Raw genomic sequence first — 14,841 nt, 5'->3', positions numbered from 1 at the left:
CTTTACTCCGTGATTTCGCCAAACGTGCCATGGACTAATTTACGGAGGTCATTGGCATCGATCTCAATTGAACGACCGATTTTACCAGACGAAACGAGCATCTGGCCTTGCTGTTTGGCAATTTCGTCGATGAAGATTGGGAATTTCTTGGTTTCCCAGATTCCAACTGGGGTGTTGGCACCGTGTTGGTAGCCGGTCGTCCGTTCCAAATCTTTTAGCGGAATCATGCCGACTTTTTTATTGCCAGATAATTTAGCTAGTTTCTTGTAGCTCAAATGTTCGTCGATAGGTAAGACACCCACTAAGGGGCCCGTTTTGTTGCCAATCAATGCGAGCGTCTTATAGATGTGGTGTTCGTCAACGCCGAGGTGGTCGACTTGCAGTTGCTGAACGTCACCTTCGACGACCGTTGGAAACTCGTATTGCTGGTAGCTAACGTTGGCTTTATCCAAGATTTTTTCGACGAGCGTTTTTCCTAGTTGATCTTTTTGTTTACTCTTTTTTGACATGTTTTAACCTCACAATTATAAAAAATACGTTCCAATCATAAAAATGGACCGGTGCAATTCAACAAAATGTGTTTAATTCTGCTATACTAAGGTCAACATACTAATTGAAAAGGGGGAATCACGATGGCTGATCTTGTGTATCAACAAGTCATTACCGACCTCAACAAACGTATTATGGCGAACGAATTCGTCGATAAGAAGCTACCGGATGAGCGGAGTCTCAGTGAACAATATCACGTCAGCCGCAGTTCAATCAAGCGGGCGCTCAATATCTTGGCCAATCAAGGGCTCATTTTTAAAAAACGTGGTTCAGGAACGTTTATTAATCCATTATATCTTAAAAACCAGTCTTCATTTAAGTATGAAGGCACAAACTTAGGAATTACTGATAGTTTGAACACTGAAGGTGCCCAACCTAGTATTCAATTATTAGACTTTCAGGTCATTCCGGCAAGTCCGGAGTTGCAACAGGACTTATTTTTAACACCTGACGAGTTTGTGTATGAGATCAAACGGTTGCGATTACTGGATGATCAACCGTTCATGATTGAAACGGGTTATATTCCAATTAAGCTGGTCCCACAATTAAATCGGCAAGTGGTCAGCGGTTCGATCTTTAATTATGTGCAGGAAACCTTGCACTCAGCTGTTTCCAAGTCGTTTTTATCCGTTTCGGCGGATGTTTCGACTGAAAATGATCAACAATTATTGCATTTGAAGCCTGTTGAACCAGTGGGCTTAATGAGTGGAATCTTCTTCTTAGATGACGGGACACCGTTTGAAGTTTCCAATATGCGATTACATTATCGTTATATGAAGTATACGACGTTTGTGTCAACTAACCCTTAATAATGGAGAGTGGGACAAAAGGCGGAGGGAGCAGCCTTTTGTCGCACGTTTCGACTGTAAATATGTGAAGATGAAAAATGAGTTTGGGTTTTGTCCCAAACGCTTAATAATAATGTTCATCAATACTAAAAACGCACCGTTGCAATTGCAACGATGCGTTTTATTGTCAGATAGGTAAGTGCTAAAGTCATTTGTAGCGGAAATGACGGTTAAGGTCACTTATAGACGGATGTTGTTGATAAAGTGATGCTTATTTTTTGGAGATCTTTGGGGTGATTGGTTTCTTGTCGACGCGCAATTGAACTTTTCCTGTGGGTTCGCCATTCTTGAAAGTTCCTTTGAGTTGCCATCCAGCATGTGAGACGAACTGTCCTTTACCTTCAAAACGACCGTCTTTAAAGCGACCAATATAATGATTTTTATTTTTGACTTTTAAGTGGCCTTTGCCAGTAGACCGCTTCCTCAAGTTCTCGCTAGCATAGACTAAACTACCGTGATTCAACTGTGTTTTTAGATGTTCTAGCGAAGTAGGCTGCAAACTTATAATGGCCAATATTAGAATAATACTCGTAACGAGTACCTCGAAGAGCCGTTTTTCCTTAGCTTTTTTCACTGACTTAAGTCCTTTCCATTACATAACGTGATATGAACATAGTTTACGTCCGGGAAAAAATAGTGGTTGTCAAAAGGAATTAATTTGCGATAATAATTTAATTAATGAACATAAATCATAATAGTTTGTTGAACAGCCGGAGCCTCACTGAGTAGGGCTTGGGCTTTTTAGTGTGTTAATGAGGATCTTTGGCAAAAATGCATCTGCTGTTACTTTTTAGTAGGGAAGCGTTATGATAATTGGCAAAAGCCCCAATAAATTAATTATGATAAAGATTCATTTTTAATAATTAATTAGTTCGAATTGCGGGCTGATTCAAGGGGGACGTACCCTGAGCGAGATTTTGTTTTAATAACTTTTTATAATTGGACCGTTCCAATTAATAAAAAGGTTGATTTTTAAAATAAAGTTGTTAGAATATAACTTGTAAACGATAACAGCTAATTATTCAATCGCTGAGGAAAGCAAATTAAGGAGTGTTTTGAAATGACAACAGATTATTCATCACCAGCATATTTGCAAAAGGTTGATAAATATTGGCGTGCCGCCAACTATTTATCCGTTGGTCAACTCTATTTAAAAGATAATCCATTATTACAACGCCCATTAAAAGCAAGTGACGTTAAAGTTCATCCAATCGGTCACTGGGGAACAATCGCCGGCCAAAACTTCATTTATGCCCATTTAAACCGGGTTATTAATAAGTACGGCTTGAAGATGTTCTACGTTGAAGGTCCCGGTCATGGTGGTCAAGTGATGGTTTCTAACTCATACCTTGATGGTACTTATACCGACATCTATCCTGAAATGACGCAAGATGTTGAAGGGATGCAAAAACTCTTCAAACAATTCTCATTCCCAGGTGGTGTCGCTTCTCATGCCGCACCCGAAACACCAGGTTCAATCCACGAAGGTGGCGAACTTGGTTACTCAATCTCTCACGGTGTTGGTGCGATTCTTGACAACCCTGATGAAATTGCAGCGGTTGTCGTTGGTGATGGTGAATCCGAAACGGGTCCATTAGCAACTTCTTGGCAATCAACGAAGTTCATCAACCCAATCAATGATGGGGCCGTCTTACCAATCTTGAACTTAAACGGTTTTAAGATTTCTAACCCAACCATCTTTGGTCGGACTTCTGACGAAAAGATCAAGCAATACTTTGAAAGTATGAACTGGGAACCAATCTTTGTTACTGGCGACGATCCTGAAACGGTTCACCCATTATTAGCCAAAGCAATGGATGAAGCCGTTGAAAAGATCAAAGCAATCCAGAAGCAAGCTCGTGACAACGACGACGCAACATTGCCAGTATGGCCAATGATCGTCTTCCGCGCACCTAAAGGTTGGACGGGTCCTAAGTCATGGGATGGCGAAAAGATCGAAGGTTCATTCCGTGCTCACCAAATTCCAATTCCTGTAGACCAAAACGATATGCAACATTCAGATGCCTTGGTCGATTGGCTTGAATCATACAAACCTGAAGAACTCTTCAATGAAGATGGTTCTTTGAAGGATGACATTAAGGAAATTATGCCAACTGGCAATAGCCGGATGGCTGCTAACCCAATCACTAACGGTGGGGTTGATCCTAAGGCCTTAAACTTACCAGACTTCCGCGATTACGCGGTTGATACGAAGGAACAGGGCGCTAACGTTAAGCAAGATATGTTAGTATGGTCAGACTATTTGCGCGACGTTATCAAGAAGAACCCTGATAACTTCCGTTTGTTCGGACCAGATGAAACGATGTCAAATCGCTTATACGGTGTCTTTGAAACGACTAACCGTCAATGGTTGGAAGATATTCATCCTGATAGTGATCAATACGAAGCACCTGCTGGCCGGGTCTTGGATGCTCAGTTATCTGAACACCAAGCAGAAGGTTGGTTGGAAGGTTACGTCTTAACGGGTCGTCATGGCTTGTTTGCAAGTTACGAAGCATTCTTACGCGTCGTGGACTCAATGTTGACGCAACACTTCAAGTGGTTACGTAAGGCCAATGAACTTGATTGGCGGAAAAAGTACCCTTCATTGAATATCATTGCGGCTTCAACGGTGTTCCAACAAGATCACAATGGTTACACTCACCAAGATCCTGGTGCTTTGACGCATTTAGCTGAAAAGAAGCCAGAATACATTCGTGAATACTTGCCAGCCGATGCTAACAGTTTGTTAGCCGTTGGTGACGTGATCTTCCGTAGCCAAGAAAAGATCAACTACGTGGTAACGTCGAAACATCCACGTCAACAATGGTTCAGCATTGAAGAAGCTAAGCAATTAGTTGACAATGGTCTGGGTATTATTGACTGGGCAAGTACGGATCAGGATAGTGAACCTGACATCGTCTTTGCCTCTGCTGGGACGGAACCAACGCTAGAATCATTAGCTGCTATCCAGTTGTTGCATGATCAGTTCCCTGACATGAAGATTCGTTACATCAACGTAATCGACATCTTGAAGTTACGGAGTCCTAAGAAGGATCCTCGTGGGTTATCTGATGTTGAATTCGATCACTACTTTACCAAGGACAAACCAGTGGTCTTCGCGTTCCATGGTTATGAAGACTTAGTTCGTGACATCTTCTTTGATCGTCACAACCACAATCTTCACGTGCATGGTTACCGTGAAAATGGGGATATCACCACACCATTCGACGTGCGTGTGATGAACCAAATGGATCGTTTTGACCTTGCTAAGACAGCAATCGAAGCTCAACCAGAGATGGAAAACACGGGTGCAGCCTTTGTTCAATCAATGGATGACATGTTAGCAAAACACAATGCTTACATTCGTGATGCCGGAACCGACTTGCCAGAAGTTGAAGACTGGCAATGGGAAGGCTTAAAGTAAAACTGAATTAAATTAAGATGAAAAGCATTACGCGCAGTTAGTCCTGTCGCGTAATGCTTTTTTTGTCTAAATAATGAGCATATTCTAATGGCTTTTTAATCTCAGCTGGTATAATACTGCTAACCTGGTAACGACATTTAGCTGTGGACTTAATAACCATGGTACTGGAATTTAATGGTGAGTGACTGAATGTTGGTGCGGCGGTGAATTGCAAAGACGTGACTGTCAGTATTTGTGAGAATCATAACTCGGTGGCAAGAAAGGAGCGGCTAACTGTAACATGGATGGTTAGCCCATACTGCGTATGAAAATTTTAATTGCAGTAGAAAATCTTGTGATGGATGGTGTGAAACGCGCCGCAACAGTTTTAGGCAATGCACTAGTCTCGCAAGCAGAGGTTGCTTTTTACTCGTTAGCACAGCCCCGTAGCTTTTATCCGTTGGCAGCCCCGTTAATTACAGCACGGCGGCCAGCGAGTGCGGCGGTATTGAATTATTTTGGCTCAGCACCACTCGGCATCTATGCACACCAGGTTGCGGATTTAGTGGCAACCTTAAAAGAAGGCCAGTACGATGCCGTGGTATTACCTGGAGGACTACTGACTAGTTTTGCACCGGTAATTAAGAAGCGCATTCCTCGGCTCAACGTGATTGCTTGGATGCATAACAACGTGGATATTTATCTCAATCAATACTATGTTCAGATGCAGTCTGAATTGATTACAGGACTGATGGCCGCTGATTCAGTAGTGACGTTGACTGACTACGATCTGGAAGGCTACTCACGATTCAATCCGCATACGGTCAAAATTTATAATCCCTTAACACTGGATTCACATGGTATTCAGGCAAATCTTGATCAGCATACGATCGCTTATACTGGACGGATTGATATTCAGCATAAGGGACTCGATTATTTATTAACGGTTGCCCGGTCACTGCCTGACGATTGGCAAATCGCCGTGGCTGGTTCGGGACCGCAATCGCAGTTAGCGATTTTTAATCAATTGATCGATGAATTAGGTGTGGCTGAACGAATCATTTATCGGGGGGCACTCAAAGATGAAGCCCTGCGACAACATTATCAACAAGCGAGTATCTTTCTAATGACATCGCGTTGGGAAGGCATGCCGTTAGTGATTGGCGAGGCTATGGCAATCGGATTACCAATCGTTTCTATGTGGAATACGGGTTCAGCGGAATATTTGCAGGATGGCCGCTATGGCGTCTTAACGCCGGCTAGGAATGTTCCCGCATTAGTCGATGACCTGCTGCCTTTATTAATGGATCGGCGGCTGCGCGAAGATTATGCGCAACGTGCCCGTGAACGTAGTCGGGATTTTATGATGCCGCGTATTTTACGACAATGGATGGCATTGCTGAACCGACAGTACTTACCACAAATTGTCTTGACGGCAGATGAGCAGCGTAAGCCTGGGTAATAAAAAGTGCATAATCAGAAATGGTGGTTTGCAAGAGTTGGTTTATAGTAGCTGCTTTGTTCCCAGAAGTCATAGCAAAAAAAATAGCCTCCTCCAGAATCTTGATGTTCTGAAGGAAGCTATTTTGAGCAATAGGCCTAAATTTTAATACTGGTCAAGCTGGTCTAATTGATGAAAAATCGTTGGTAACGGCGCGGGTACCATGACTCTGGTCGTACTGAAAGGAAGCTGTAAGTCGAGCGCTCTAGCATGCAATAGTAGGCGTGGGGCGTTCGTTGGTCGATCATACAGTGGGTCACCGATGATTGGATGACCGCTGGCAGCTAGGTGAACCCGTAGTTGGTGCGTGCGACCAGTTTCCAGCGTTAACTCGACTAGTGACTGGTTAGCCGTCGTACGTAAAACTTGGTAGTGCGTCAATGCAGACTGGGCGTCAACCGTGTTGACCCAGCGTTTACGTTTGTCGAGCGGATCGTGGCCAATCGGTGCTGTAAACTCACCAGCAGTCGTTGGAAAGTGACCGCGAACCCAAGCGTAATAGGTGCGATGGATCTGTTTCTCACTGATCAGTCGGTCTAAGATAGGGACGACCACAGGATTGAGTGCAATCAGCATTGCGCCAGAAGTCATCTGATCGAGTCGGTGAACCATGTAGGGCGCTTCAGGCGCCAAGCTAGCGGCCAAATGATTCAATACAGAACCGATTTCTCCTGGCTGATTCGGATGAGATTTAACTCCGGCGGCTTTGTTGACGACTAGTAGATCCGCATTGCGGTACAGAATAATTGGCGTTGCGGTCGAATCGGGCAAATAATTGGAGTTAGGCGTCCGAAAATCAGTGTCAATAAACGTTAATTGAAGTTGATCGCCGGTGTGGACTTGTTGCGCGATCGAAACTATTACTTGATTTAGTTTAATGCGGCGCGTTTGCCGTAACTGTCCTTGGATACGTTTTGGCAATAACCAGCTTTGTAGGCAGGCTCGAATCGTTTGATCGTTCAGACTGGGCGGGATGGTGAGTTGATAAGTCCAAGTCATGATAGGCACTTCCTTCTCAGTAAGTTAGGTGTGAAGAATGGCGTAAAAAAAGTCTGGGAGCGTGTCCCAGACCGTCATGGTACTGTAATTAGTCTTTTTCGTCAGTAGCAGGCTTAACGATCAGCACGTCACAGACGGCGTTACGGCTAACATAAGTCGTAACAGAACCAACCATCAAACGTTCAACAGCGGATAAACCAGTTGAACCAATCATGATTAATTCGTTGTGGTGATCGGTTGGAAATTCACGAGCAATGACAGTTTTGGGATTACCAAAACGAACGTGAATGTCAACGTCAGTCACGCCGGCATCAATCGTTTGTTGCTTCAATTCTTCAAGGCGTTTTTGAACGTCTTCGGATAGTTTGTAGATAACGTCACCACTGACCGCACCGCCGTACGTATCACTGAATTGGTTAACTTCTAACACGTTAAGAATGTCGAGATGAGTCTTGTTACGCTTAGCGACTTCGATACCACGAAGAAGAACTTCATCGGTGGCTTTGGAGCCATCAACTGGTACCAAGATATTTTGATATTGTTGTAACATAATGGTTACCCCCGTTTTGTATGGCTAATTAATACTCTTATTTTATCATTAATTTTTGTTAGTGTAAGCATTTTGACATGATAAGTTATTGGAAGTTGTGAAGTGTGTTCACGTTTACAAAGGCTAACGTTGGGTAAACGGGAGTACGTTAATCAAAGTTGAAATGGTCAGTAACGATTTCTGAGCAAAATTTAATGATGGTGGTTGAGATTAATAGATCAATCAGTAACTGTTAATTATCAGTCATCGGAGCGACTGTGACCAGCATGTTCAAGGCCTGATCGATTCAGCGTGAAGACCACTGTTCACATGATTAATCATAACTAATTAGTGACTTATTAATAATTATAAATGACAACGTTGTCAGTGCCTGCTAATTAGCAAAATAATTATAAGTGACCACGATTGAATGTGAAATAGCGGCATGCTACTATTGTCGTATGATAACAAATCTATACAGGGGTATGGATACGGTTGTGTTGATCGATAATTCAAGGAAAGTTTGGGGATAGAAATTGAAAATGGGAATGACTAAAAGAGTCGTCACTTCATTATTATTGAGTACTGCTTTATTACCAATGATTAACGGTAAGGCGGATACGGTTAAATCAACTAGTAAGGGTGCTGCGGTAACAACCGATAGCACGTCTAGTACAACTAATGAACAACAAGTCACGCTGGGAGCAACTAGTCAGTCGACTACCAGTGCGGCGGCTAGTTCGTCAACCAGTCAAACAGCAGCAAGTGACAGTACGTCTGCGACCAGCCAAGCGAGTGATGCAGCTAACACTGCCACTAGCGTAACTAGTCGTGTCGCAGTACGGGCCAGCGTGGCGGATAGTACGGCTACCGAGACTAGTACAGCTTCACAGGGTGCTCAGTCGACTGCAAGCGCAGCGGATAAGACAGCTACGAGTGCGGCTAGTGAAACGGCTAAGACGACGGCTAGTGCTGCTGATCAATTGAACAGTAGTGCAACCAGTTCAGCGGCCACTAGTTCCGTGGAACAATCAGCTAAGCAGTCAACGGCTCAATCAGCAGCGTCAAATGCCACGTCAGTAACGGCCAAAGTTGAAGCCCAGGCCACTAGTGCAACAGCACAACAGTCAATTATGGCGACTTCAGCAACGGTTCGCACGGCAACTACGAGTCAAGATCAGTTCCTATCACAGATCAAAGCAGGGGCCATTTCTGGCTGGTACAAGTACCAAGTTTTACCTTCTGTTACGGCAGCCCAAGCTATTTTAGAAAGTGGTTGGGGCCAATCACAATTGTCGACGGTCGGTAATAACTTGTTCGGAATTAAGGGCAGTTATCAGGGACAATCAGTCTACTTTCCAACCCAAGAATGGACGGGGACGCACTACATTACGATTCAAGACGCTTTTCGGAAGTATCCGAACTGGTCAGCAAGTGTAGAAGATCACGGTGCCTTCTTGACTGAAAATTCACGATACAATAATTTGATTGGTGTCACGGAGTATAAAAAAGTGGCCAGCCGATTACAACAAGATGGCTATGCTACGGCACCAACGTATGCTAGTTCACTGATCAGTATTATTGAATATAATAATTTGGATGCCTGGGATCGTGAAGTTCTCAGTGGTCAGACGACCGGTAATACGAGTAACAATAATGGTGGCGGTACGCAAACGAATGATAATGTCACGGCCGTTAGTGGAACGTATAAGTTCACGAAGACGACTACCATTCATAATACGGCAGATCAAAATTCAGCGGTTGTTGGGACTTACAATGCCGGCGAATCCGTTAGCTATAATGGTAAACTGACCGTGAATAATGCGACTTGGCTACGTTACCAATCTTATTCTGGTGTGGCTCGTTATGTGATGATCAGTCAGCCAAGTACCAACAATACGCAACAAACGGTTACACCAGCTAGTGGTTCCTTCAAGTTTACGGCTAAGACCAATATTCGTGATGGGGCAAGTAAGACGGCCAAAGTTGTCGGCACTTACAACACCGGCGATACGGTTTATTACAACGGTAAAGTCACCACTGGTGGTCAAACCTGGCTACGCTACCTCTCAAATTCAGGTAGTCAACGTTACGTGGCAATGAGTGGGGATACGGTTGGCTCAACGACAACCACAACTACGACTAAACCAAACGTGACGGCGGCAACCGGTTCATATCGGTTTACGCAGGCTACCGCTATTAAGACTAGTCCAGCAACTAATGCCACGACGGTTGGGTCTTATAATGCCGGTGACACGGTTTACTATAACGGTAAAGTTACGGTAGGCAGTCAAACTTGGTTACGCTACCGCTCATATTCTGGTACTGACCATTATGTTCAAATGCAGACGAGTTCGACAACTAGTGTAACGAAGCCACAAGTTACGGCTCAGAGCGGGTCGTATAAGTTTACTAAGAGTACGGCTATCAAGAGTACTCCTGACAGTACCACGGCTAGCGTTGGGACTTACAATGCCGGTGATACGGTATACTACAATGCTAAGGTAACTGCAAACGGTCAAACCTGGTTACGTTATCAGTCTTATTCCGGGAAGCAACATTACGTTGCCGTTGGTGGTAGTAGCAATGCTAGTACCAGCAGTACGACCTCACAATCTTCTAATCAAGTAACGAGTCAAAATGGTTCGTACCGTTTTACTACGACAACTAATATTCGGACAGCACCAAGTACGAAGGCAGCTGTCGTCGGCCAATACAATGCTAACGAGACGGTTTACTATAATGGTTCCGTTAAAGCGGAGGGCTATACGTGGTTACGTTATCTCAGTGCTTCTGGTGCAGTCCGTTACGTTGCAGAAGTTAAGTAGTATTGAGCAGATTAATTGTCTTCAAAAGATCAGGGCTTTATAATAACGATAGTAAGATAAATAGCGATTACGACCGCTATTAACTTCAGGCAACCTGGTCGGCCTACGCTGACTGGGTTGTTTTTTATCGCTTGGTTGCAAACGCTTACACCGTATGGTATATTAAGTTCATCGGAAGAGTCACGGGTCAGTACCAACCGTTACCCAATTGTTGTAACAAACCCGTCAAGTGATAGCTAGTGCAGTATAGCAGCGTTTCCGCTAATTTCGGATAACTAACTGACCGACTCCATCTATTGATGGCACGTAATATTCACGGAGAACGGATTGCCGCCAATCAAGCGTTCATGGATGTGAATTGTGAATCAATCTTTTTGTGGGATGAAGAATCCCGCACAACGCTTTTTGGATGATTCTTCCAAAAACGGGGCTCACATTGTGGGTCCTTTTTTTAATTTGTTGTATGATTAATGTAACCTAGAGCTGAAGGAGATTTTAGAAAATGTACTATGTCGCAATGAAGGATCATGAAATTGGGCGGAACCTCGCTACGGAACAATACTTAATGAATAACGTCGATTTTGATGAGCCATTGGTTTTATTCTATTATGAAGAACCTTGTATCATTGTTGGTCGTAATCAGAATACTTTGGAAGAAATCAATGCCGACTATGTCCGGGAACACCATATTACGGTTACCCGGCGCTTATCCGGTGGTGGGGCGGTCTATCAAGACTTAGGCAACCTCTGTTTCAGCTTTGTCGTGAATAGTGATAGTCAGGAGTTTGGGGATTTTAAGACGTTTACCAAACCAATTATCACGGCACTACACGATATGGGTGCCACGACTGCGACGGTTAGTGGTCGTAACGATTTATTAGTTGATGGCAAAAAATTCTCAGGTAATGCGATGTACTCGCGCAATGGTAAGACTTTTTCACACGGAACGTTGATGCTTAACGTTGATCTTGACGTGGTACCACAAGCATTGACGGTGCCAACTGACAAGATTGCTTCTAAAGGCATCAAGTCTGTTAGAAGTCGAGTTACTAATTTGCGCCCATATTTGGCTCCTGAGTATCAAAATATAACAGTACCTGAGTTTCAGGAGGCGTTATTAAAGGAATTATTCCATGTAGATTCGTTGACACAGATTGCGGATAAGGAATATCATGTGACACCTGAACAACAAAAAGCTATTGATAAAATCTATGAAGACTATTATGCTAATTGGGATTGGGTTTACGGTAAATCACCAGAATTCTCAGTTAAACGACGTCAGCATTTTGATATGGGAACGATCGATGCCCGCATCTCAGTGCACGATGGTTTGATTCAAAATATTAAATTTTATGGGGATTTCTTTGGTAGTGGTAACGTCCAAGATGTTGAAGCGGCACTGCAAGGTGTTCGCTATGATCATGAGGCACTGGCTACAGCATTGGCTGATATTGATCTTGAACCGTACTTCAGGGGGATTCAGCGAGCCGCCATTATTGATTTAATCGCCCAATAACCTTATAGGAGTGATTTGTTGAAACTGACACGCTTGGTCGCATTTGCGTTTGTGTCCCTTTTTTGTTACGGTATCGTCAACTGGATGATGTCTACTAGTCATTTTCACTTACAAGCGAAGTCCATCTCGACTGCTGAGATGTGGCAGGGACTACTGATTGCACTGGTCCTGTATTTCTTAGGTGTGCTGGCGGTTTATATTAACCGGATGTTAGGCTTTTACGTACTTGGATTGGTTATTCTAATCTACAGTCTCGGATTGATCAGTGCACTAATGTCTGGCTATCAGAGTACAGCTGGCATGGAAATCAAACTCTTATTAGAAATAATGGGAGCGGTGGGGCTCGGCGTTAATTTTTACACGATTGTGTTGTTGACCCGTTGGCGCCAAAAAAATAACAATTAATTAATGAGGGATAGTATGCAACGAAACGTACAAACATTTATTGATGATATCACAGCAGTAAAGATGACTCAGGAAACCCTTAGTGGGAAGTATGAGCAACTTAGTACCCAAGTTAAACCATGGTTAACAAAGTTAGTAACAGCGGTGCAGAATGATCAATTAGCACAGATTACGCTGGTAACCGTTCATGAACCAGTCATTAGTTTTCGACTGGAAACTAGTGTGATTAACTTACCATGGGCGAACTTGACTGAGATCGGTAAGGTGACAGTTGCGGATGATACGATGCCAATCAACGTCTACATGATTGCGGAATCAGAAGCCTTACCATCTGGTCTGCGAATTGATGAACTAGGTTCAGTTGACGATATTGTGGCGGATCAGGCGAATGCCGAACAACTATTAACGGACTGGCTGACAGCTCAACTGGAACGACTAGATCAAATCACGGAAGCTGAAGCCTAAACGTAATTTTTACGTAACCAATATCATAACTTTACATGTTGATGTTATGCTTAATTCTGATATTGGGGCCAAGCCAAAATCAACGAATAACCCTGGGCACCCCTGCGGACAAGTCTGATTGCCTTCCGCAGGGGTGCCTTTTTTGACTAAACCTTGCATTATAGCGTTGAAGGTGTTATTGTAGTTCTTGCGATGAGTCGATTAAGTCAGATCGTCAGCAATGACGGTTCCGTGCGAGCGGCTTGTGACTAATATTGATAGCGGGGCGCGTTTTTCTGACGTATTCAGAGTGCTTGAGTCACTGATATTGTGGAATATCACCTTCACCGGGCAACCGGTGCCGCGACAGGCGTGTTAATCATCTTTTGATGGTTGGCGCGCTTTTTTTGTTGAAAAAAATAAGAGTGGTCCAGCAGGCGGTTAGGGATCGAGCATAGCCTAGGAAGAGTGATGATGGTGTTCTTTGCCATCGTTGCTCTTCCGTAGCTAAGCGGAGTTCCCTGCCTGCTGGACCACGTTTCGGCCATTAACATTCGTCACACGACAAACATTTAACGAAAAAAATCCTGTGTTAACGGCTCACGATTATCCGTTAACGCAGGATTATAATTTAAGGTTTAGCATAGTTAATAATATTAGAGAAAATGAATTCCAACCACGCCGATGAACATCAGTAAGAGACCGATTAAGCGTGGGAACTGAACACGTTGAGCCTTAGCTTCAAACCAGCCCAGTTGTTCGATCAAGGCACTGAAGAGCAGTTGCCCGAAGAGTGCGATTACAACGACTTGTCCAGTCCCGATTTGGGGAACTAGCCAGGCACTGCCGAAGACGTAGGCAGCGCCTAGAAAACCACCAAGCCAAATCAACCAGTGTGAGCGACCAGCATGTGCGGCGTTGGCTAAACCGCTGAGTGGTAATCTCAAAGCAAGAACCATGATCAGTAGTAGGACGGCGCCAACTGTGAATGAGATCATGGCAGCGTGAACGGATGAATCGAGAACGACACCCAGATGACCATTGATCGCCGTTTGAGTGGCCATCAGCATTCCTGCGCCGATGCCTAGTAAACGCCATAGCCACTGATTATTAGCTTGCTGGTTAGCAGCAGCACGGCTCCAACGAAGGGATGCAATGAGCATACCAAGCGTGACTAAGAGCAGACCGGCAACTTTAACGAGGGTTAAGGGCAGTCGGGGTGAGGAAAACCAACCAAATTGATCAATTAAGATACCCATGACGATTTGACCAAAAATAGGTAAAACTGCCGTTTGAATACTACCTAAGCGTGGAAATAAGAGCAGGTTGGTAGTCAGACCGATAACGCCAAGTAAACCGCCAAGCCAAATCCACCATGGATTACTGGTAATGGTTGACCAGCTGACTAATGGTGAGACCCCCATAAACAGGGTCAAGGCAATCAGGAAGACCGCGCCAACACTGAATGAGACCGCTGAGGCTAAGTAGGGGGAAACAACAAATTGGCGAAGTTTGGAATTGATAGCCGTTTGCATGGCCAGGCCGCCACCCATGAGAATGGGAATTAAAGCTAGTAATAACATGTGACATCGCTCCTATCAAAGTTGATGTTTATTAGCTTACTAGCTGTAGTTAACTCTAGGTCAAGGATAAAGTTCGAAATTTTTGATTTAATTGAATAAGCTCATTTTTGAGTCGGCTAGTTAGCTGGTAGTAACTGTATTAAATCTCACTTAATGCTCAGCATAACACGTCGATCGTCTTGTGTGCAGTGATTGTGAGTGAAAACTAAAGGTTGAAAGTCCCAAAATAACTT

Annotated in this window: 12 protein-coding genes; 7 read left to right on the top strand and 5 right to left on the bottom strand. The window is 43.9% G+C overall.

The window, feature by feature from the left end:
- Positions 1-2: 2 nt before the first annotated feature.
- A complete protein-coding gene (ybaK, locus tag ACG95_RS09685) occupies positions 3-509 on the bottom strand; it encodes a Cys-tRNA(Pro) deacylase (RefSeq protein WP_048000327.1) in 507 nt (168 codons plus the stop codon).
- Between the two features lie 123 nt (positions 510-632).
- Between ybaK and ACG95_RS09680 the strand changes: the two genes are divergently transcribed.
- Positions 633-1,358 (top strand): GntR family transcriptional regulator, encoded by a 726-nt coding sequence (locus tag ACG95_RS09680; RefSeq protein ID WP_048000326.1) that lies wholly within the window; start codon positions 633-635, stop codon positions 1,356-1,358.
- A 250-nt stretch (positions 1,359-1,608) separates the two neighbouring features.
- Here ACG95_RS09680 and ACG95_RS09675 read toward each other — a convergent pair whose 3' ends face one another.
- Positions 1,609-1,971 carry a hypothetical protein gene (locus tag ACG95_RS09675; RefSeq protein WP_053072764.1) on the bottom strand — a complete coding sequence of 121 codons (363 nt, stop codon included), beginning with the start codon at positions 1,969-1,971 and terminating at the stop codon, positions 1,609-1,611.
- Positions 1,972-2,457: 486 nt separating this feature from the next.
- Here ACG95_RS09675 and ACG95_RS09670 point away from each other — a divergent pair, with 486 nt between their 5' ends.
- Both ACG95_RS09670 and ACG95_RS09665 read left to right on the top strand, forming a co-directional pair.
- Complete coding sequence (locus ACG95_RS09670; RefSeq protein WP_048000325.1) at positions 2,458-4,824, top strand: phosphoketolase family protein; 2,367 nt, start codon at positions 2,458-2,460, stop codon at positions 4,822-4,824.
- A gap of 304 nt (positions 4,825-5,128) precedes the next feature.
- The gene (locus ACG95_RS09665) at positions 5,129-6,265 is read left to right on the top strand and encodes a glycosyltransferase (protein ID WP_048000324.1); all 1,137 of its coding nucleotides are present in this window, start codon (positions 5,129-5,131) and stop codon (positions 6,263-6,265) included.
- Between the two features lie 144 nt (positions 6,266-6,409).
- Here ACG95_RS09665 and ACG95_RS09660 read toward each other — a convergent pair whose 3' ends face one another.
- Together ACG95_RS09660 and ACG95_RS09655 are read right to left on the bottom strand one after the other, a co-directional pair.
- Positions 6,410-7,303: an RluA family pseudouridine synthase gene (locus ACG95_RS09660; protein WP_048000323.1), complete on the bottom strand. Its 894-nt coding sequence runs from the start codon at positions 7,301-7,303 to the stop codon at positions 6,410-6,412.
- 88 nt (positions 7,304-7,391) lie between these two features.
- Entirely contained in the window at positions 7,392-7,853 is a 462-nt protein-coding gene (locus tag ACG95_RS09655) for a universal stress protein (RefSeq protein WP_048000322.1), read from the bottom strand.
- Between the two features lie 515 nt (positions 7,854-8,368).
- Between ACG95_RS09655 and ACG95_RS09650 the strand changes: the two genes are divergently transcribed.
- The 4 genes from ACG95_RS09650 to ACG95_RS09635 all read left to right on the top strand — a co-directional run bounded on the left by ACG95_RS09650 (position 8,369) and on the right by ACG95_RS09635 (position 13,046).
- Entirely contained in the window at positions 8,369-10,660 is a 2,292-nt protein-coding gene (locus ACG95_RS09650; protein ID WP_048000321.1) for an SH3 domain-containing protein, read from the top strand.
- Positions 10,661-11,162: 502 nt separating this feature from the next.
- Positions 11,163-12,176: a lipoate--protein ligase gene (locus ACG95_RS09645; RefSeq protein WP_048000320.1), complete on the top strand. Its 1,014-nt coding sequence runs from the start codon at positions 11,163-11,165 to the stop codon at positions 12,174-12,176.
- 18 nt (positions 12,177-12,194) lie between these two features.
- Positions 12,195-12,581, top strand: a complete 387-nt coding sequence (locus tag ACG95_RS09640; RefSeq protein WP_048000319.1) for a hypothetical protein — start codon at positions 12,195-12,197, stop codon at positions 12,579-12,581.
- 15 nt (positions 12,582-12,596) lie between these two features.
- On the top strand, positions 12,597-13,046 hold the full coding sequence (locus ACG95_RS09635) for a hypothetical protein (RefSeq protein ID WP_048000318.1): 450 nt from the start codon (positions 12,597-12,599) through the stop codon (positions 13,044-13,046).
- 635 nt (positions 13,047-13,681) lie between these two features.
- Here the strand turns inward: ACG95_RS09635 and ACG95_RS09630 are convergent.
- Positions 13,682-14,608, bottom strand: a complete 927-nt coding sequence (locus ACG95_RS09630; RefSeq protein WP_048000317.1) for a DMT family transporter — start codon at positions 14,606-14,608, stop codon at positions 13,682-13,684.
- Positions 14,609-14,841: the final 233 nt, after the last annotated feature.

Origin of the sequence: Lactiplantibacillus herbarum (assembly GCF_001039045.1) — a bacterium.
Taxonomy (GTDB): domain Bacteria; phylum Bacillota; class Bacilli; order Lactobacillales; family Lactobacillaceae; genus Lactiplantibacillus; species Lactiplantibacillus herbarum.
This window is presented reverse-complemented; position numbering and strand designations above follow the sequence as displayed.